The following is a 20851-nucleotide window of genomic DNA, read 5'->3' as shown; positions in this document are numbered from 1 at the left end:
TTGGACAGTATAAACTCTTCTAAAGAAAATAGTGAGGATATAATTTGATTTTTCACAAAAAGCTTTCCTAATTAATAGAAGAGGGCAGATTTTTTTACACCCTAAATTTATTTAGGACAGCTGTGATCCATGAATTATCCTTTTAAGTTTAACAAAATAGTGACTGCAAAAGTTTAACCAATTATTTAATTTTGTAAAAATTTTAAGTTTTGTATTCAAAAGAAGAAGCAAGAAATCTAAAAGAATCATTTTGGACGACATTTGGTCAATATATGTCAGCGGTACCTTCTGCTGATGGCGATAAGGTGAATTGGGTAAATTATAAAACTGGAATTAAACATCTACACTTTCGCATGGATGCTACCAATAAGACAGCAAGCATTTATATCGAAATTTCGCATCCAGACGATAGTATACGTCTGCTTATATTTGAACAATTCAAAGAGTTGCAACAGGTTTTCAAAGGCATTGTAGATGAAGAATGGGAGTGGGACCCAGAATATTACGATGAGTATGGTAAAAAAACAACTCGCATTTCTACTTCATTGGTTAAAGCTTCAATTTTTAATAAAATACAATGGCCAGAGCTAATTAGCTTTTTCAAACCACGTATAATCGCTTTGGACGAATTCTGGTCTATGGCAAAATATTCATTCGACATTTTTAAATAATACAAATATGAAAAACAAGTTAAGTGCAATCGTTTTGTTAGTGAGTTGTATGATGTGTAGTCAAATCCAAAAGGTGCAAGCTTGGGGAATGACGGGGCATCGTGTGATTGCAGAAGTAGCAGAAAGACACTTGAGCAAAAAAGCTAAAAAGAATATCCAAAAAGTTATTGGAAATCAGCATATCGCTTATTGGTCTAATTGGGCTGATTTTATCAAATCGGATACAAGTGAAGCTTTCAAGAAGACGGGTTCCTGGCATTTTGTAAATACTTCCGCAAATTTGACTTACGATCAATTCCATGCAGAATTACAACAGTCTCCAGACAACAATTTATATAAAGCTTATTTGAATGTGAAAAAAGAGACAATCGAAAAGAAAGATTTGTCTTTAGCACAGCAGCAACAAAATCTATACTTTATTTTACATCTTTTTGCTGACGCGCATCAGCCGATGCACGTAGGTAGAGCAGCAGATTTGGGCGGAAATAAGATTGAAGTAATGTTTTTTGGTCGAAAAACGAATATTCACCGTGTGTGGGATTCTGACTTAGTAGAAAATGAGCAGTATAGCTATACAGAATATGCTTCTGTGTTGGATATTCATGAAAAGCATTACTATAAAAAATATAACGTTTCATTTGAACAAGCTTTGTACGAAACGCATCAGTTAGCAAATAAGATTTATGCAGATGTAGAATTAAATGCAAACCTGAGTTATACGTATATCTACGATTACAAGTATATAATGGAGGAAGCATTATTGAAAGCAGGTATTCGTTTGGCAAATGAATTGAATGAAATTTACGGATAATATAGGTTTATTTTCCGCTTGAATTAGTAAAAATTGACTTCCTAATATTAATATCTAAATTGTACCTTTGCACTATGTCTGAAAAAATTATTATCCTTGATTTTGGTTCGCAATATACGCAGCTAATTGCTCGTCGTGTAAGAGAACTAAATGTATATTGTGAGATTCATCCTTTTAATAAAGTTCCTGAGTTTGATGATAACGTAAAAGGCGTTATTTTCTCTGGAAGTCCGTATTCGGTTCGTCAAGAAGACGCTCCTCAAATTGATTTTAAATCTATCCAAGCACGTTTCCCTTTACTGGGTGTTTGTTACGGTGCTCAATATTTGGCACAACAATCGGGCGGTGAAGTATTGCCATCCGAAATTCGTGAATACGGTAGAGCAAACTTACAATTTGTAGATGATTCGAATGAATTATTGAAAGGCGTTCCTGCACAATCACAGGTATGGATGTCACATGGTGATACAATCAAAGAAGTTCCTGCAAATTTTAAGGTAATATCAAGTACAGACAAAGTACGTGTAGCTGCTTATCAAATAGAAGGTACAAAGACTTATGGTATTCAATTTCACCCAGAGGTAACGCATAGTACTGATGGTCAGATCTTGATCAAAAATTTCGTAGTTGATATCTGTGGTTGTTCTCAAGATTGGACTTCAGAATCTTTCGTTGAAACTACTGTAGCACAACTTAAGCAAGATCTAAGTACTGACCATGTAATCATGGCTTTATCAGGAGGTGTTGACTCGACTGTAGCTGCGGTATTATTACACCATGCCATTGGAGATAGACTTCACTGTTTCTTTGTAGATCACGGACTTTTGCGTAAAAATGAGTACGAACAAGTATTGGATTCGTATAAAAATATGGGTCTTAATATCAAGGGCGTAAATGCAAAAGACTTATTTTTTAGCAAATTGGCTGGAGTAAAAGAACCAGAGGCAAAACGTAAAATAATAGGTGGAGCTTTCATTGATGTATTTGATCAAGCTTCTAAAGATATTCAAAAAGACTTACCAGAAGGAGCGGAGGCAAAATGGTTGGGTCAAGGTACTATCTATCCTGATATTATTGAATCAATTTCTGTTAAAGGTCCATCCGCAACAATCAAATCTCACCATAATGTAGGCGGTCTTCCTGATTACATGAAATTGAAGGTTATTGAGCCTTTGAAAACATTATTCAAAGATGAAGTACGTCGTGTAGGTAGAACTTTAAATGTTGATCCAAATATCCTAAATAGACATCCATTCCCAGGCCCTGGTTTAGGAATTCGAATTTTAGGAGATATTTCAGAGGAAAAGGTACGAATTTTGCAGGAAGCTGATGACATTTATATTCGTAATCTTAAGGAATCTGGTTGGTACGATAAAGTATGGCAAGCTGGAACAATCTTTTTGCCCGTACAATCTGTGGGTGTAATGGGCGATGAACGTACATACGAGCACGTCGTAGCGTTGAGAGCCGTTGGGTCATTGGATGGAATGACAGCAGATTGGATTCATTTACCGTATGAGTTATTAGCTAAGATTTCAAATGAAATAATAAATCATGTTAAAGGAATCAACAGAGTCGTGTATGACATCAGTTCAAAACCACCAGCAACAATTGAGTGGGAATAATAAATTGAAGAAATCTTATTTAATATATGCAGTTTCATTACTTTTAGGTGTATCCGCGTGTGCACCTAAAAGTGGTGTTTTGCGCGCTCCGAGCAATCCGGGGCAAGTCAGTACCAGCGCAGCTGAAGAGGCCAAAAAAGCAGAAGAAAAAGCTGCTGAAAAGGAAGCTACCGCGAGAGATAAAAAAGACGCAGCTCAACGTAATATTTCTTTATTATTACCTTTTCAACTGGATCATATCGGGGCTGAGGGTGTACAAGAGAATGATGTTAAAAGATCTGCTTTAGCACTAGACTTTTATCAAGGATTTCAGTTAGGATTAAATGAGTTAGCAAAAAAGTCCGATTCTTTTAATCTAAAAGTTGTTGATTCTAAGGATAATGCGTATTACAACTCAACTTTAGCTACATCTGAAGACATAAGTAATTCTGGAATAATAGTAGGACCTATTTACCCAATTGAGATCAAGGCATTTGGTAATAGTCTTCCAGATAAAGAGAAACTAATTATTAGTCCATTGGCAGCTTCGCCTGCTTCGGAATTTGGCCTAAATAATTTGGTGACAATTACTCCTTCAATTAAATCACACACAAATGGCCTAGCAAAACGCGTTGCCAAAGATTATATAACTGGTGATATAATTATTATTTATAATACTTCAGATAACGACAGTAGACAATTTTTGAATGGTATGCTTGCGTCTATCAAGGAAAACAAAGAAAATGTTAAAATTATCTCTGTTTCTACATTAGCGCAATTAAATGAAAATTTGTCAACTACAGGTACAAATTTGGTGGTGAGTGGTACGACAGATAAAACACAGCTTAATAACCTGATTAGTAATCTTTCGAAGAAAAATTCTGAAGAATATAATTCTATCAAATTATACGGACATCCGCTTTGGGATAGATTCGACTTTAGTATTCATACCAATTTTTACAGTCTGCGTCCTGTGATCACGACAGAAAGTAATTTGAAATCTTGGACTTCAACTACGCGTAATTTTAGAGACACTTATAAGGCTAAGTTCGGCATATATCCTTCGGATCAGTCTTACAAAGGTTATGACGTTGCAGTTTATTTTGGTTCATTGATTAATAAATATGGCGTTGATAATCTGAAGTCTAATTTGACGAAAGAACCATATACTGGCCTATTTAATACGTATAAGTTCGATTATAACGAAAAATGGGGATTTACTAATGAGGCTGTTTCTTACAAAGAATACCTTAACGGTTCATTCCAGTTACAATAAAATTTTATGGCAATAAATGAAAAACGTGTAGCACAACATGTTCGCAGTTTTGAAAAAGCATTAAGCGGATATGCACACAATGAGCCTTTGTCTCGCTATCTTACACGATTTTTTAAAGAAAATAAACAAATGGGGTCATCTGATAGAAAGATGACCTCTCGTTTTATTTACAATTACTTTAGGTTGGGTAATGCACTAAAAGAGCAAAATCTTTTGGATAGACTATGTTATGCTGAATTCCTATGTGAATCGGACTCGCCTCTAGTAAGTTTAAACTTCCCTGAATTAGCTGTAGAAATTTCAAATCCGTTGATTCAGAAAATTCAACTGCTTGAATCAAAAGTTTCTTTCGATAGCAACCAAATATTTCCTCTTTTGGAGAATCTTTCCGAAAGTATTGATAAGAAAAGTTTTCTGCATAGTCATTTTGTACAGCCAGATCTATTTATACGTATTAAGCGTGGACAGGAAGATTTTGTGAAATCTACATTAGATCAGCACGATATTGCTTATACAGCTTTTAGCTCGAAAACATTATCACTTCCAAATGGATTTAGACTTCAAGATTTTCCAAAATTGGAAGGAAAGTTTGAAGTCCAGGATTTGTCTTCGCAGAAAACAATTGATTTTATAGAAGCAGCGGCAAAGGAAAATTGGTGGGATGCGTGCGCGGCTTCAGGCGGTAAAGCATTGATGCTATTAGACAAATACCCCAATTTAAATTTGCTAGTGTCGGATATACGTCTTTCTATTTTGCGAAATTTAAATGATCGTTTTGATAAGGCTGAAGTAAGGTCGCCTAGACGTCAGAAAATTCTGGATCTAACTGCAGATACTACTGAAATTTTGGGTAATGAAGAGTTTGATGGGCTAATTTTAGATGTTCCATGTACTGGTTCTGGAACATGGGGACGAACGCCAGAAATGATTCAGCAAATGACAAAGCAAAAATTACAACAGTTTTCTTCGTTGCAGAAAACAATAGCTTCTAATGTCATCAAACACCTAAAAATAGGCAAACCTTTAGTTTACATGACATGCTCAGTCTATGCGGAAGAAAATGAGCATGTTGTTCAATATTTAGTTGAACAATTCGGTTTTAAAATCGAAAAAATGGAATTGATCAAAGGCTATGAATACAAAGCAGATAGTATGTTTGCGGCTCGATTGATTCGGACACGCTAACTGCAATTAATAGGAACAACTAATACAGGACAAATTGCTTTTCGAATTACAGATTCCGATACACTTCCAGAAATAAAATGATCAAAGCCTGTGCGACCATTGGAACCCATTATGATGAGATCAGCTGACCATTCGTCTGCTAATAATAAGATTTCCTCTTTTATATTTCCAATGCGTGTAAAGGTGAACACCTCATAATTGGAAGAAAATTCCGCTGCAATTTTAGCAACATATTGTTCAGCTGTATTTTGTTGAATTTCTGTGATTTCAGGAACAATTATAGGTTGCTGACCGAGTAATGGATCAGCTCCATAAGTAGCAGGACTGGTCGGTGGTACGACTGTAAGTAAAGCTAAAGAAATCTCTTCATGTGAAATAATTTCTTTGGCATAACTCACAATTTTTTCTGTACATGGTGAATCATCAACGGCTAACAGAATTCGACGAAATTTTTTCATAGCAATGAATTTTAGTTGATTTAAAAGTATCTTAGTATTCTAAAAACAAACAAAAAGGTATTAATGTTTTAAACAATAAACGCTTATGAGTATATCAGCTTGCAACCTCAGTATAGTACCTTTAAGAGCAGAATCTTCACATCGCAGTGAAATTGTTTCGCAAGTTCTTTTTGGGGAGACTTTTGAAATCTTAGAAGAAGGAATTGATTTCACGCGCGTAAGAATGACTGAAACGAAGTATCAAGGATGGATTCAAAACCATCAGTATGCTCCAGTTATTTTAGCTGGTGTGGAAAAAGGTTTAATAGTCGATTTGCAAGGTGCTAAAGCAGTTTCTAAATCTAAAATAGTTCATTTGCTGCATGGGACATCTGTCACAGGAAATACCATTACTATTGGTGAAGAACAATACCATATTGAAGGGACATTGCGTGAAACCAATCTAACCGATTTCAACGCTGAATTTCCGAAACTTATTCAACACTATAGTAATGCTCCTTACATGTGGGGAGGCAGGTCTATATATGGTATTGACTGTTCGGGGTTTAGTCAAGTGGTTTACAAGCATTTTGGTATATCAATCTTAAGAGATGCATACCAACAAGCTGAAAGTGGCACTACAGTTGATTTCTTGACAGAAATTAAATTGGGTGATTTGGCATTTTTTGACAATGAATCAGGCAAAATTACACATGTGGGAGTGATGATAGATAATGAAACTATCATTCATGCATCTGGTCGGGTACGTATCGACAAGATAGATAGTCAAGGTATTTTTAATGCAGAATTGAACCGTTACACACACAACCTACGTATTGTTAAGCGTTATTTTTAAACTTTTATTCAATGATTTTACAAGCAAATAACTATTATAATTTAGCTAGTTCTCAATTATTTCCTTTCAGTGCGTCGATTAATGATGCTTTAGCGGAAAATGATGCGCTGAAAATCGCCAAAGAGGCTTATGACTTGGTATTAAGTGAAAAATATGAAGAAGCTATTACAACATATACAAAAGCGATAACTTTATATCCCGAACAGCCATTTTTTTACGCTTGTCGTTCTATTGTTCATAGTTTCAATGCAGATGATGAAAGTTCTTATTACGATTATCAAGTTGCAAAACGCATGGATTTCAATTACCATCATTATTTTGAATGGTTAGAAAATCAAGGTGAAATGTTAGAAGCAGATGAATTGGTTGAATTAAATCAAGCAATTAATGTAGAACCCGAAAATCCACAACTACTAATTAATCGTGCAATGTTGCAAGTCCAGCACTTTAATTATGCAGATGCAATCGCTGACTATTCCAAAGCTTTTGTGCTGAATAATGATGTGAAAATTCTTATTTCCAGAGCTGCAGTTTATATGTATGTTTTACAATACGATAAGGCACTAGCAGATCTGGACGTAGTCATTGAGACTCAACCCTTTGTTGATGCTTTTTTATATCGTGCTAAGTTGTATGCAGCTATAAAAGAGTTTGATAATGCATTGCAAGATTTTAATGCTGCCTTAGAATTAGATCAGCGAAATAGTTCTGTTTTAGAAGAACGGGCACAGCTATTTGAGCAATTAGAAGAGTTTGACAAAGCAATAGTAGATTATTCCGCTATTATACAATCCAATTCAGAAGATTTTTACCCGTATGTATTGCGTGCAGATGTTTACGAGAAAACCGAAAATTGGGAAAAAGCAATTGCAGATTATACTGAAGCTATTCGTTTAAATCCTTTTTATTCAGATTTATACCATTACCGTGGTGTCATATTAGAAAAGATTGGTGATAACGCAGGCGCTGAAGCAGATTACGCAAAATTCGAAGAGTTGGAGAAGGAAGATTAAGAATTAAACTATTGATTAATTAGTAAGTCCAAGACAAAAATAATTTGGTAAATGAAACAAACTTATTTAGAGAAAGCGTTTAAGTTGTTCGGTGCGTACAAAGCACATAAATTGACTACAGACGATTTGAACAAGGCGGATGTAAAGGCAATTCACTTGGATGATAAGATGAGTGATTTCAAAGTGTTGGTGAGTATGGCCAAGGATATTATGGCTGGCAGATTTAAGGTCAACACCTGGAACGCTTCCGTTATTTTCGCTACTATTATTTATGTTGTGTCGCCTATTGATGCTATTCCAGATTTAATTCCAGTATTGGGTTGGTTGGATGATGTTACTATTGTAGGTTATGCATTGAGCAAACTTTCAGAAGAATTAAGGCGTTATAAAGAATTTAATACGCAATTTTGAAGATAAATACTTCTTAATTTGGCAAGCCGTATATTAACTATACGGCTTTTTGTTTTATTTTTACTTTATGTCTAAATCAAATAGCTACCTTAAAAAAATTAAAGATCTTGCAGCCAAAAATTTACTTGAAGGAGAACAGTTTCTTAAAGAAAACGGTGAAAGAGAACAAGTAATTGTTTTGCCTTCTGGATTACAATATGAAATTGTACAAGAAGGAACTGGAAAGATTCCAAATAAAAAGGATAAAGTTTTGTGCCATTATAAAGGAAAACTTTTGAACGAAGAAGTTTTTGATAGTTCTTATAAGAGAAAACGTCCTGAAGCATTCTTCGTACATGAACTTATAAAAGGTTGGCAAAAGGCTTTGACATTAATGCCTGTCGGGAGCAAATGGATTTTGTATGTCCCGCCTAATTTAGCATATGGATTTGAGGCATTGACTCCAACAAGTGGCGGAAATTGTACACTTATTTTCGAAATGGAATTAATCTCAATTTTGTAAGATGCTAAAATTTATCCAAACTATTTTGAGTATAATTATATGTACAATTGTATTCGGACAAGAATCTAATAACATATTGAACAGATTTTATCCAAATAAGCAATCTCCAGGCGGAATTCTGTTGATTAAGAATAATTCGGAAGTAGAAATTACAGCTACAGGACTTGCTTATCTCGAACAGAATATTGCGATTAGCCAAGAAACAAGATTTAGAATGGCTTCAGTCAGCAAGCAATTTACCGCGATGGCTGTTTATTTACTCATTCAAGATGGAAAAGTAGATTTTGAAACACCATTAAAAGATATTTTACCCGAACTTCCACAAAAAGCTTATTCGGTGAAAATTAAACATCTTTTAAATCACAGTTCGGGATTAGTTGATTATGAAAATGTAATTCCGAAAGAACAAAAACAGCAATTGACAGATAATGATGTACTACATTTAATTCAAGATTTGGATTCTGTACATTTTGAATCTGGTTCACAATTTAGATATAGCAATACAGCGTATTGTTTACTGTCGTTAATTGTGGAACGTATTACAAATGAGAGCTATGAAGAATTTGTTAAAAAGCGCATTTTCGATACGCTAAATATGACATCAGCTCAAATATCTGCTCCAGAAACTTTTGGAGATAGAGCTTTTGGTTACAAGCCAAATCAATCCGACTTCCAATTTGCAGATCAAAGCATTACATCATCTACTAGAGGCGATGGTGGAGTTTATATTTCAGCTCTTGATTATGCAAAATGGATGGACAAAAGCAATTCGCATTTCACGCCTCAGTTTTTCCATGATTTAGATAAGTATAAAATATTGGTGAAAGATGACGTTTATTACAGTTTAGGCTTATTTTTCACAACAAGTGCTGAAAACATTTTAACATTATTCCATTCGGGCGAAAGCACAGGTTTTCACAATATTTTTATTTTCCAACCGCAACGCAATTATGGAATTTCATTATTTACAAATCGTGATGATTTGCTAATTTCCGATATTTTTGATGAAGTAATGAAATGTAAAAATATTGCTATTCCAAACTTAAATAAATCTTTATTTGTTTGGTTAAATAAAGTTTATAGCAATGAATAAAGGAAGGCAAATTTGCCTTCCTTTATTATATTTCTGATAATTTGAAGGTGTCTTTGACACGAATACCTTTTTCTGTTTGTTGCAAAGTACAGCATTCATTTACAGGATCATGTTCGAAGAATAAGATATATTCCTTATCTACAGCTTCCTGCCAATACGATTTTCGTTCTTCCATCGTGACCAGCGGACGTACATCATAACTCATCACATAGGGGAGCGGAATATGTCCTACAGACGGCAATAAATCCGCCATATACAGAATAGTTTTTCCTTTGTACTCGATTTGAGGCAACATCATTGCCTCTGTATGTCCGTGAGCGTATCGTACACTAATATTGGTATCATAATTTTGATCTTCAGTAATAAAAATCAATTGACCAGATTCTTGAATAGGCGAAATGTTTTCTTTCAAAAAAGATGCTTTTTCTCTTGGATTAGGATTAACCGTTGCCCAATCCCAATGTTTTTGGTTACTCCAGAATTTCGCATTTCGAAATGCAGGGACAAATTTATCGCCTTCTAGTTTTATTGCACCACCGCAATGGTCAAAGTGCAAGTGCGTCAAAAACACATCTGTAATATCATCCCTATGAAATCCAAATTTTGCTAATGATTTATCCAGTGAATCATCTCCATGAATGAAATAGTGCCCAAAGAATTTGGCATCTTGCTTATCACCCAATGCTGTATCAACAAGTGTCAATTTCTTTCCATCTTCAATCAATAAAAGCCGATTTGCCCAAGTACAAAGATTATTTTCATCCGCTGGATTGGTGCGCTGCCATAAGGACTTAGGAACAACGCCAAACATTGCGCCACCATCTAGTTTAAAGAAACCTGTATCAATAGTATATAAATTCATTGTAGATTTTAGCTGTAGTACTATTTCAAAGGTATTAAAATTAATATTGAGCTATTACTTTGCGTAATAGTTTTTTGCCTTTTCTTCTAAATCTTGTATCAAATAGGCTATATAATCCACTTCATTCAAACTACTAGCAGCACTCAACGCACCTGGACTGAATACATTAATCTCCATAATTTTATCACCTACAATATCCAAACCGACTAGATACATACCATCCGATCGCAGTTTAGCAGAAACTTTCTTGACTAGTGCTAATGTATCCTCAGTGACGTTGGCTACCTCAGCTTTAGCGCCTTGGTGAATATTGCTTCGAATTTCACCTTCAGGTTGTACACGTTGCAAAGCTGCATATTTTCCATTTATCACAATTGGTTCACCATCTAGTAAGAAAAAACGCATATCACCTTTTGTTGCTTCGGGCAAATATTCCTGACCTATGACGTAACCATCACGGGCAATGACTTCCACGGTTTGTTTTAAGTTATGCAATTCATTAGGACTAATCATAAAGACATTTTTGCCACCAGAGCCTTTGAGTGGTTTTAAAATAATTTTATCATTTTGGATATTCATAAAATCCAAAATATCTCCATAATTACGTGTTACAACAGTTTTTGGTCGAATTTCTCTTGGAAAGTTTTCCAAGTAAAGTTTGTTGCTCGCTTGAATCAACTCATCAGGATCATTGATAACGAATCGACCTAATTTCTTCAACAATTGAGCGAATTGCAGCCCCATTGCTGGAGCCCAAGGTCTATTAAGCATATCCATCACCGGATCAAAGCGCAACCATAATACGTCTACGTCCAACATAGAAATACGTTCTTTCTGCTGTTTTTTTAATTTTTCCAACAGATCTTCGTTATCCAAAACAGTTACTTCGGGATGGATTTGTCGAACATGTGCATCGATATGTGTATCATCAACGTATACAAAATCGGACAACCCAATATACATAATTATATGTCCACGCCTCAAGGCATGCAAAGCCATCCAAGTAGTAGTGAAATATGCTTCCTCTTTGTGTGTCTGATTAATTAAAAATGCGATTTTCATATAATTATTTTATAAGTTTAAATATGGACCCTTCTTTCCTTATTAGTTCCAAACGTGATGAATATACATCGGATAAATAGCGAGGAATAATTGCTGGTGATCGTAAGTATCCTCTCTGAATTAAATCCTGTATAATTGGGATATAATCTTTTCGAATTTTACCAATAGTCAAAATGTTAATATCGTTTCCTGCTCTTATGTATTCTAAAAGTTCTATCAGCCCTTGTAGATATACTGCATCTTTGGTCAAACCACCACCTCTATATACGCGCATTGTAATCAAGAAGGCAATTTCATCTACAAAATCATATTGCTCGACAAGCATGGAAAACGTATCTATAAAAGAATTACCCATCAACATGTGTCGAACACATATCACACGTGCAGCTAAGATTCTTAAACGTTCATTGTTTAGACCATCAACCATGTATTCAGCAAATACAGCTAAACCTTCTTGTAGTTTTTCATAACCTGGTACGCCTTGACTAAACAATTGCAGTAGTTGAGATTTACCATTGAAGTAGGTGCCGATATGCGTACCAACCTCATGCTGAATCAATGCTTCCGCTCTTTCCTTCGAAACTTTATAATTTGAACTGATATTTAGTACCCCACGATTTACCATCACACCTGATACGTCATTACGAACACGCACAGTCGTATTTAGTTCAGGATATTGTAATTTTAAATACTCAATTTCTTGTATAGCTAATTGTGCAAATTGTTGCGCATTTAATTTTTCTTCACCTTTCGGCGTATTTGTTTTATTATTGTCGATAACTGTAATGATGGCTTCTGCCACATGCATCAGCTTGTCGCTTACATTTCCAAAAACTTGTAGACTTCCATGTACGAAATCGGGTGTATTGCGATCTGCCAACATACTCATCATTTCATCCAATTCTCGTCTTTTGTCACGAAATAAATAAGCGATATTTGGGTCATAGATATCTTCAATCGGAAGGTTGTAGAGATTGCGTTTTACCAAATCGGGATCTATAGGCATGGGCCGATATTGAAATACTGGATTCTTTGCGTACCGCGAGTTTTTAAAAGTTTGCCATGCTTCTTGCACATTGGTAGGCGTAACTAGCATCAAAAAATCAAATCGCTGACTTTCTGCCAATAAAGCTTTATCAATTTCAAAAATATTTGATGTAATTTCCTTGTGTACATTTAATTTGAACTTAGCAGGATTCAAATTTGTATAAAGCCTTAGGTATTCAAAGAAAGTTCTGGAAAGCGCTTTGCTCATCGATTCTCTGAAGTGTCTTTCTAATAAGGGCAGAATACTTCCTGCAGTATTAATAAATGTATTTTTGGTGCTTATACCAAGCAGGTATATATTATCTTCTTGAAGTTTATTAAGTGAAAATAGTGGTTTGTAATCTGGATTATGCGGTGTCTTGCGTTGTTTTACAATAGAAGAACGTAAATCCGGCGCTTCTGTTCTTATGTTTTTATGAATGTATTCTGCTAGAGGTAAAGCAACTTTCTGGGCGATATGAATCGAAATATCATCTTCTTTGTCATTGTCAGTCCAAATTTCAATGATTAAACAACTCCCGAATTCTGATTTTAATTCTTGTGCAATTTCTTTGATCCAATTGTCGACATTTTCATCATCATATTTGAAAATAATACTTGATAATTGCGATTTAGCTAAATCAGAAATCATACGCTGTTTAGCAACAGAACCAACTGTACGGTATAAGAAAAAATAGGGAACGACTTTATTGAATACTACTTTGCCTACATTAGGAATCTGCTCATGAAAAGATTCTCTATTGTGTATACATGATTTAATATGTTTCAATAACTTTTCTTCCACTAATACTATACTTGAATTTTCTGTAGATATAAATTCATAGACTGTAAAACGTTCTTTAAAAGTTGATTATTCAGCGCAATCTTATCGAGATAGGGTTCTCCTGTCCACTCATCCATAAAATCCTTTCGAAATTCTATAGATAGTACACAACCTAATTCGCCATATTGATTTATAATATGTTGTGCGAGATTTCCACCTTTAAATTTCACGTTTTCTCTTACATCAATATCTTCATTATTCAAGTGTAGTTTCTGTATTGCTGCTACAAATTCATCGATAAAATCCCGCCACTTGTCTTGGTTGTAATATGTTCCAAGATTGATTTGTGGATTCGCCTCTTTGTCTACGATTTGATTGCTACTTTCTCTCTTGGCATTGTAACTGTGAATATCCAAAATAACGAAGTAACCGTATTTTTTAATTGTAGTCGAAATATGTCTTTCAATTGTATAATAGATAGATTGATGTTGTCTATATAGTTCTAACAAATAATTTGAAGGAAGGTTTGAACGAAAAACATTTAAACCCCAAGCTTGTTCAGGGTGTAGATAAACCGAATTTTCTACATCACGATTTAGATCCAGCTGAAATCTAGAGGTGTGAACGATAAATTGGTTTACAGCTAGGTCGCCGATTTTTGCAGTAAAGGGATCTTCTTCCCGAAGTCTTTGCGCGTCCGAAAGGCGAATATAAGGTTTTAACTCTTCACTGATTTGATGACCTTCGTGGATAGCAAATACCCAAAAAGGGCTATCCTCATTTTTAATTTGATATAGAATTTCTAAAGACATTGTGCACGTAAGTTGATTTATATAATGAACAAACGTTTGCGAAAAAGGTTTTAGAGATTGTACACTAAAGTTAATTAATTGTTTTCAAATGAAATTTTTAGACCCGTGTAATAATTGCGTGTAGCAGCAGCGTTATAGAATCTTCCGCCGAAAGCATTGATATCATTGCCTAAACTATATTTTTGATTCAAAAGATTATCAATTCCGATGAAAAATGTAAATCTAGAATTAAGATTAGGTAGGCGTGTACTCCAATTTAATTTTGCTTGAACCAAATCATACGCATCCGAAAAGAATGTATTTGCATCATCAAGCGGTATTGTAGATGTATGGTTGTTGTAAATATTTAATTGAAATTGTTTAGGAAACACCAAGAAAAGTGAGTTTGAAAGCGTCCAATCAGGCACAGAAGTTATTTTATTTCCACAAAAGTTTGTCGTACCATTTATGTAATTACCGAATCGATAATGGTTATATGCCGATGCAATATTAAATTGAATTGATTTTACGATAGAAGTATTTAGTTCATAATACGACCAAAACGATAATTCAGCACCTTTTTGTTTCATTTCGCCAGCATTCGCATAAAATTCTACTCCTGCATCATTAAGATTGCGAATAATACCGTTATCCATATTGTATTGATATATACTTAAATCCAAAAGCCAGCGTTTGTTTTTGCCTTGAACTTTGTAGCCTAATTCATAATTAACACCACTTTCTGCTAATAAATTTGTATTTATGGTATTATCTGATGATCGAACTTCTGCCAAGGTAGGAGTAGAGTAGCCTTTTGAAATTGAGGCACGAATTGCCATTGTGTTGGCAAGCTGATATGAAGTTGCCATACGCGGCATCCAGACGTCTTTAAACGCTATATCACCCTTAGTAATATTCTCTGTAGGATAGAGAGTTTCATATGTAATGCTATTTTTATTCCATCCTAGTGATCCTTCAATCATCCAATTTTTTGTGAGATCAATTTGTGCACGGGAGAAGATATTTAATTGTTGATTATCAAGGACATCATTCACTTGCGGATCGCCAGCAATACCTTTATTATTGTCAAAATTATCAATCTTGTTCCAACCATTTTGAGCTTCTAAACCAATTTGGAATTGCAATGGTATGGATTTGTCACTGTCTTGATATGATAGGAAAGTACGTGCGCCTAAATTTTTCTCTGTACGAAATTCGTAATTGGTAATGAATGGATTTTCAAAATCAGTGTGCGATCCAAAAATACCGACAAAATGTGAAAGCTTATTTGTGATTTGATAATCGTGGCTAATTCCACCGTAAAAGGTTTTATTATAAATCGTTGCTTGCTGTTCTTCAGCACTCGGATTTGGTCCAGCTGCTGGCCTTGCAGCTTTTGGGTTTTCTTCGTATTGTTTCAGCGTTAGACCGCCTGGTGTTTGGTAATCCAAATCTGTGTACAAAGCAAATAGCTTTAATGCTCCTTTAGAATTATATTGGTATTGTTGGGCTGTTTGAAAAGTTTTCCGTTTGAAAGCGGAATGATCTCTATAACCTTTCGAAGTCAAATAAGATTGATTGAATGCCAGATTATATTTATCACTTACTTTCTGATTAATACCTAAATTTTGTTGGAATAAACCAAATGATCCAGCAGATAATTGTAAATCCACTGTGTTATTAGAATTGGAATAGCCGTAAGGATTTATACGTATTACTCCACCAGAATTGGCGCCAAATAAGGATCCATCCGGTCCTTTAATAATATGTATCGCATAAAGGGAATTGGGGTCCAATAAATTCAAGTAAGTATTACCTCCAGCATCCGTCAACGGCAATTCGTCTATATAAATCTTTGTATTTCGAATACCAAAAGGTGAACGTACTAAGCTACCTCGCATTCCTATACGGTATGAACCTGGTGATCGCTCTTCCATTCGAATCCCTGCAACGGTGTTTATTGCGGAAGTTAGAGCTACAGGGCTTTGTGATTGCAATACTGATCTAGAAATAGTATGTGCGCTATTTGATAATTGTAAGATTGTTTGCTTGCTGAAATATTGTTTGACTTCTACGGGTTGCAATTCAATATTTTCATTATTTAATGTATCTGTCTGGGCAAATAATAAGTGTGAAGAAGTAAGTAAAATACTTATTAAACAATATTTCATAAATAAATTTTAAATTAGAAAGCTTCGTTAAGTCCTAAAAATAAACCTTTTTGTCCAAATTTACCGAATGCATAATCGATACATAAGTTGGTTCGCGTCAGTTTATTGAATAATACACGCAGTCCTACACCACCCGCAGGTTGCCATTGTCTGAACAGCTTGCTGCCGATTTTGTCGTCTATTGTTTGAAGATTTCCAAATACAACACCGCATAAGAATTGATTACGCAGTATGGGAAATCTATATTCCAATTCGCCATAAGCATAGGATTTACCTTTGAAGTAACCATTGGTATAACCGCGTCCAGATCTTGCATAGGGATCTTTTCCTGTGCCGGGCAAATCCAAATACCCTAAGTCTCCACCCACATTATAAGATCCATAATACCAAAATGCCAATACGTGATTTGATCTTCTTTGTGACAATTGCCAATATTTTCTAAAATCAGTTAACAACTGAAATCCTTCTTGTGAACTTCCTAACCATGTTTGATTGGCACGGAGCACTACATCCGTATAGATACCTTTATATGCACTATTTGGATTATCACGAGTCATATATTGCAAGTTCACCATCAATCCATTATTGTTATTCATTTCTGGATTGTAGCCATATTTTTCACTATATGTGTCGAGTGGATTATTTTCTGAACCACCTATTGTCCGAATATTTCTTTTCAAATCGAAGTAAACTCCTGTGCCAAGGAAAAGATTATCAGATAATTGTCTGTAAATCCGTTCGCTAAATCCGTATACTGTGTAATTGTTGACATATCGTGTCCTTTCGGGATTAGTCAATACAATCTCTTCATACGTAGGATTCTCTATCGGTACTCCCATTCCGAGACCATAATCTAGTCCAACCATCTTCGCTATATGCAAACTTCCTTTAAGGTTCCAATTATTTTCTCGTGTATAAGTGTCATGAAATAAGTAGCCAACTATTATTCCTTGCGTGGTATAATTCAAGGCTGTAGCAAAAACAGACATACTCGTGTTTTTCTTATCTCCAAAATAAACACCGCCTACAGCTTTTACACCGATTTGAAATCCTATACTTGGATTATAATTTATATTTGGTAAATATGAAATTGGTGAACGTTTTTTTGAAAAATTTTCTTTACTTTTATTGCGTATAGGATTTATATCTTTAAATAAATCTACAACATCGTAAAGAGTATCAGGGATTTGTAGCGAATCTATAACCATTAAGTTTATATTTTTCAATGTATCTAATGGTGGATTATTCTCTATCATTTGAGCCTTGGCGGTAGATAAACCAATTATAAGAGTTAAAATTAGTGAGTTTAATTTATTGCGGTGAAGTTTCAATGTCATTGGATGTAAGCGCTGATTGTATAGATACTAATCGACAAAAATAGTAGAATCCTTTGTAAATCACTATTAAGTGTATAAATAAAACAATTATAAAGTGATTATTGTTGTATATGATAACGGATAATTAGAGCTATGGTAATAAAACAAGAAGAAATCGGTCACAAAGGATCATTTACGGCAATAGAAGAAGGAAAAAAAATAGGTGAAATAACCTATTCAAAAGCAGGATCTGATAAAATAATAATAGATCACACCGAGGTTGATGAAAATCAGAAAGGAAAAGGAATAGGGAAAATTCTTTTATCTAAAGCGGTGGATTTCGCACGAGAACATAATATTAAGATAGTTCCGTTATGTCCATTTGCCAAAACGATGTTCGATAAAGATATCGATATTCGGGATGTGCTAGGATAAATTTTTTATGTAATTTGGGATTAGTAGAGTTCTTGAAAGAAATTTCAAGAACTCTTTTTATTTATACGGCTTATTTATGCTTGTGAAAGTTTTCTTATCAAATCGATAAAGTTGTTTGAATTCGTTTTGTTAAGAATATTTTTACGATGCGTATCTACCGTATATTTACTAGTACAAAGTTTATTTGCGATTTCTGTACTGTTGAGACCATCTTGAACTAATCTCAATATTTCAAACTCCCTTTTAGTTAGCTTATAGCAATTCTCTGTATCGAGAAAAATATTTCTAGTTTTATCGTAAATTCTATGGTCATTTATCGGCTTATCTACATACTCATTTATGCGCTGATGTATTACGAGTGTTTTTGTTAAATCACCTTTATTATTAACTTCTAATGCCTGGCAAGTTTGTTTAATTGTAATATAATATCCCCCAATAGTTTTTATCCTGTACGTATAAGAATATAAGTAATTGAAATGCTCATTGAATCTCAATTTATTTTTAAATAACAAATCTTTCTCTTCGCATTCGAAAAAATAATTTTTATCCTCAGGATGAATAATTTCAATCAAATCTTCGACCGTGAACGTGGATGCATTATAACCAGTGATGGTATGAAATGCTGTATTCATAAATGATATATAATTTGTGTGGCAGTCAAAAATAAAATAGTAACTGTCGACTAATGATTTGTTCTCTTCTTCTATAGTTGTTTTAGAACTTTGTTTATAGAAGAGATCTTTCCATTTTTCATTTTTAATTTCAATAGACATATTATAGGGTAGTTGTTTGGTAAGCCAAATATACCTATAAATAGTGCTTTTTATTATTTTTATTGTAAAATTTTATTGCTTTGTAATAAATATCATAATGGGATAATCGGTTTCTTTGTTGTTATTTGAATTTTGTTAAAATAAAATATTTAAGATTTAGTTTTTTGTTTTTAGGATGGCTAACTTGTAGCTTAAACTATTTAAGTTATTAGTTGCAGGGATTATAAAAATGCTTTGTAAAAAAATGCATACTATTAATTTTGCAATAATGTTTAGATTTGCTTTATGAAAAAAATAGCAAAGAAAAAAGAAAATAAAGATGACAACAATATACAGCGAGAAGTAGATATTCAATTCAAAAATTTAGATAATACCTTTCAGGGAAATAAATCTCTGTATGCTTTTTTTCTTACACTTGCTTTTTTTGGTGTAATGGGGCTAGTATGGATGATTCCATTTCCACAATTGGAATTTCTTAAGAAAATGAACGCACAGACTTTTTTAAATTGGGGGTCATTTTATATTGCTATTATCATTTATTTTTACTTGAAATTAGCACCTACTTTATCGTATGCGGCATTATTTTCTATTGCAATCATGAGCTTTTTTATCGTACAATTGGAGTATGTAGAACGTGATGGTGGACCAACTGTTATTTTGATTTGTTCCATTATTGCAATTGTAGGATTGCTTGGCTTATGGGTTTACGCTAAAAAGGAAAAATCTGTAACAGGTAAGGATTTTTGGAGCTTAATCACAATAGGTCCAATATGGTTGTGGTCAAAAGTCTTCGACAAATTAAAATTCAAGTATTAAAAGTTATCTCTTAAAATATTAATCCTGAACACAATACTGTTCGGGATTTTTTATATTTTTTAAAAATACAACAGTAACCATGACAGCATATAATTATCCACTAAGTTTTAAATTTAAGATTGGTACATTATCAAATGATTTTGAAGCGAAGGATGCCTTTGGAAATACACTTTTCTATGTGCGCGAAAAGATTTTGACGTGGAGAGATCAAATGAAAGTATATAGCGATTCTTCTAAAAATGAACTGCTGTATGAAATTAAATCGAATAGACTTATTGATTTTCAGCAGACTTTTACAATAACAAACTCCAATGGAAATGTTGTTGGTTCTGTAAAAAGAAAAAGTATTCGATCACTTTGGAAATCTACATTTAAATTGATGGATGAAAATGATAACCATGATCATACTATTCAAGAAAAAAATGCTTTTGTCAAAATGTGGGATGGAATTTTTGGTGAAATTCCAATAATTGGAATGCTATCAGGCTATGTATTTAATCCTTCTTATATTCTGTTAACAACAGAGGGAGAAGCATTGTTTGAAATCAGAAAAGAACCTTCATTTTTTGGAAGAAAATTTACAGTAGAAAAATTAACTACAAGCGATTTCAACGAAGAAAGATTTGTTCTAAGTTTGGCTTTAATGGTTTTAGTGGAGCGCCGAAGAGGTTAAATACTCTTTTTTATCGATTACATTCGCTAAAAACGTGTAGCCAATAGCAATGCTTTTTTCTTGAGGATTATGCTCATAATAAGATGTAGCACCGATAATTTTATAAAACGGAGCGTAAAACCCACAGGTGTTTAGCCTGTGGGATGTAAGTGACTCACCCTGATTGAGAATATACTCACGAATAGTATCAGGAGATGCTTCACCTATTGAACAAACAAAATAACCATCAGACCAGAAAGTATGTTCTTTCCAAAAATGTTTAAATAAGAATGACCTGTGTGGT

Annotated in this window: 21 protein-coding genes and 1 pseudogene; 13 read left to right on the top strand and 9 right to left on the bottom strand. The window is 34.0% G+C overall.

Features of this window, described 5'->3' with window-relative positions; genetic code table 11:
- The first annotated feature begins 209 nt into the window (after positions 1 to 209).
- The 5 genes from FLS47_RS13920 (at position 210) to FLS47_RS13900 (ending at position 5547) form a co-directional block, all read left to right on the top strand.
- On the top strand, positions 210 to 671 hold the full coding sequence (locus FLS47_RS13920; RefSeq protein WP_149914966.1) for a DUF4268 domain-containing protein: 462 nt from the start codon (positions 210 to 212) through the stop codon (positions 669 to 671).
- A 7-nt stretch (positions 672 to 678) separates the two neighbouring features.
- On the top strand, positions 679 to 1482 hold the full coding sequence (locus FLS47_RS13915; protein ID WP_149914965.1) for a S1/P1 nuclease: 804 nt from the start codon (positions 679 to 681) through the stop codon (positions 1480 to 1482).
- Between the two features lie 74 nt (positions 1483 to 1556).
- The gene (gene guaA, locus FLS47_RS13910) at positions 1557 to 3107 is read left to right on the top strand and encodes a glutamine-hydrolyzing GMP synthase (protein ID WP_149914964.1); all 1551 of its coding nucleotides are present in this window, start codon (positions 1557 to 1559) and stop codon (positions 3105 to 3107) included.
- Entirely contained in the window at positions 3064 to 4362 is a 1299-nt protein-coding gene (locus FLS47_RS13905; protein ID WP_149914963.1) for an ABC transporter substrate-binding protein, read from the top strand. Before guaA ends, FLS47_RS13905 begins: the two co-directional genes overlap by 44 nt.
- A 6-nt stretch (positions 4363 to 4368) precedes the next feature.
- Complete coding sequence (locus FLS47_RS13900; protein ID WP_149914962.1) at positions 4369 to 5547, top strand: RsmB/NOP family class I SAM-dependent RNA methyltransferase; 1179 nt, start codon at positions 4369 to 4371, stop codon at positions 5545 to 5547.
- Here the strand turns inward: FLS47_RS13900 and FLS47_RS13895 are convergent.
- Complete coding sequence (locus FLS47_RS13895; RefSeq protein ID WP_149914961.1) at positions 5544 to 6005, bottom strand: universal stress protein; 462 nt, start codon at positions 6003 to 6005, stop codon at positions 5544 to 5546. The genes FLS47_RS13900 and FLS47_RS13895 overlap by 4 nt on opposite strands.
- Positions 6006 to 6090: 85 nt before the next feature.
- Between FLS47_RS13895 and FLS47_RS13890 the strand changes: the two genes are divergently transcribed.
- From FLS47_RS13890 to FLS47_RS13870, 5 genes are all read left to right on the top strand, one after another.
- Positions 6091 to 6840 (top strand): C40 family peptidase, encoded by a 750-nt coding sequence (locus FLS47_RS13890; protein WP_149914960.1) that lies wholly within the window; start codon positions 6091 to 6093, stop codon positions 6838 to 6840.
- An 11-nt stretch (positions 6841 to 6851) separates the two neighbouring features.
- A complete protein-coding gene (locus tag FLS47_RS13885) occupies positions 6852 to 7853 on the top strand; it encodes a tetratricopeptide repeat protein (RefSeq protein ID WP_149914959.1) in 1002 nt (333 codons plus the stop codon).
- A 51-nt stretch (positions 7854 to 7904) separates the two neighbouring features.
- Entirely contained in the window at positions 7905 to 8264 is a 360-nt protein-coding gene (locus tag FLS47_RS13880; RefSeq protein WP_149914958.1) for a YkvA family protein, read from the top strand.
- A gap of 67 nt (positions 8265 to 8331) precedes the next feature.
- Positions 8332 to 8766 (top strand): FKBP-type peptidyl-prolyl cis-trans isomerase, encoded by a 435-nt coding sequence (locus FLS47_RS13875; protein ID WP_149914957.1) that lies wholly within the window; start codon positions 8332 to 8334, stop codon positions 8764 to 8766.
- A gap of 25 nt (positions 8767 to 8791) precedes the next feature.
- Positions 8792 to 9859 (top strand): serine hydrolase domain-containing protein, encoded by a 1068-nt coding sequence (locus FLS47_RS13870; RefSeq protein ID WP_188347439.1) that lies wholly within the window; start codon positions 8792 to 8794, stop codon positions 9857 to 9859.
- A 25-nt stretch (positions 9860 to 9884) separates the two neighbouring features.
- On the opposite strand, the gene FLS47_RS13865 is transcribed toward FLS47_RS13870, so the two are convergent.
- The 6 genes from FLS47_RS13865 to FLS47_RS13840 form a co-directional block, all read right to left on the bottom strand.
- A complete protein-coding gene (locus FLS47_RS13865; protein WP_149914955.1) occupies positions 9885 to 10721 on the bottom strand; it encodes an MBL fold metallo-hydrolase in 837 nt (278 codons plus the stop codon).
- A gap of 54 nt (positions 10722 to 10775) precedes the next feature.
- Positions 10776 to 11783 (bottom strand): ATP-grasp domain-containing protein, encoded by a 1008-nt coding sequence (locus tag FLS47_RS13860; protein WP_149914954.1) that lies wholly within the window; start codon positions 11781 to 11783, stop codon positions 10776 to 10778.
- Between the two features lie 4 nt (positions 11784 to 11787).
- Positions 11788 to 13614 carry a flavohemoglobin expression-modulating QEGLA motif protein gene (locus FLS47_RS13855; RefSeq protein ID WP_223225292.1) on the bottom strand — a complete coding sequence of 609 codons (1827 nt, stop codon included), beginning with the start codon at positions 13612 to 13614 and terminating at the stop codon, positions 11788 to 11790.
- Between the two features lie 5 nt (positions 13615 to 13619).
- Positions 13620 to 14405, bottom strand: coding sequence for an N-formylglutamate amidohydrolase (locus FLS47_RS13850; RefSeq protein WP_149914953.1), 786 nt, complete (start codon positions 14403 to 14405; stop codon positions 13620 to 13622).
- A 74-nt stretch (positions 14406 to 14479) separates the two neighbouring features.
- Positions 14480 to 16555: a TonB-dependent receptor gene (locus FLS47_RS13845; RefSeq protein ID WP_149914952.1), complete on the bottom strand. Its 2076-nt coding sequence runs from the start codon at positions 16553 to 16555 to the stop codon at positions 14480 to 14482.
- A gap of 14 nt (positions 16556 to 16569) precedes the next feature.
- The gene (locus FLS47_RS13840; protein WP_149914951.1) at positions 16570 to 17892 is read right to left on the bottom strand and encodes a BamA/TamA family outer membrane protein; all 1323 of its coding nucleotides are present in this window, start codon (positions 17890 to 17892) and stop codon (positions 16570 to 16572) included.
- A 132-nt stretch (positions 17893 to 18024) separates the two neighbouring features.
- Between FLS47_RS13840 and FLS47_RS13835 the strand changes: the two genes are divergently transcribed.
- Positions 18025 to 18306 carry a GNAT family N-acetyltransferase gene (locus tag FLS47_RS13835; RefSeq protein ID WP_149914950.1) on the top strand — a complete coding sequence of 94 codons (282 nt, stop codon included), beginning with the start codon at positions 18025 to 18027 and terminating at the stop codon, positions 18304 to 18306.
- 74 nt (positions 18307 to 18380) lie between these two features.
- Here the strand turns inward: FLS47_RS13835 and FLS47_RS13830 are convergent, their stop codons facing one another.
- The gene (locus FLS47_RS13830; protein WP_188347438.1) at positions 18381 to 18938 is read right to left on the bottom strand and encodes a LuxR C-terminal-related transcriptional regulator; all 558 of its coding nucleotides are present in this window, start codon (positions 18936 to 18938) and stop codon (positions 18381 to 18383) included.
- Between the two features lie 426 nt (positions 18939 to 19364).
- Between FLS47_RS13830 and FLS47_RS13825 the strand changes: the two genes are divergently transcribed.
- On the top strand, positions 19365 to 19895 hold the full coding sequence (locus FLS47_RS13825) for a DUF962 domain-containing protein (protein ID WP_149914948.1): 531 nt from the start codon (positions 19365 to 19367) through the stop codon (positions 19893 to 19895).
- Positions 19896 to 19947: 52 nt separating this feature from the next.
- Positions 19948 to 20568, top strand: coding sequence for an LURP-one-related/scramblase family protein (locus FLS47_RS13820; RefSeq protein WP_394349532.1), 621 nt, complete (start codon positions 19948 to 19950; stop codon positions 20566 to 20568).
- Positions 20569 to 20724: 156 nt separating this feature from the next.
- Here FLS47_RS13820 and FLS47_RS13815 read toward each other — a convergent pair.
- Positions 20725 to 20851 (bottom strand): annotated as a pseudogene (locus tag FLS47_RS13815) (transposase); the annotation flags it as partial.

Origin of the sequence: Sphingobacterium cavernae, assembly GCF_008520265.1 — a bacterium.
Taxonomy (GTDB): domain Bacteria; phylum Bacteroidota; class Bacteroidia; order Sphingobacteriales; family Sphingobacteriaceae; genus Sphingobacterium; species Sphingobacterium cavernae.
The sequence above is the reverse complement of the archived record's forward strand: the minus strand, read 5'-3'. Positions and strand labels throughout refer to the sequence as shown.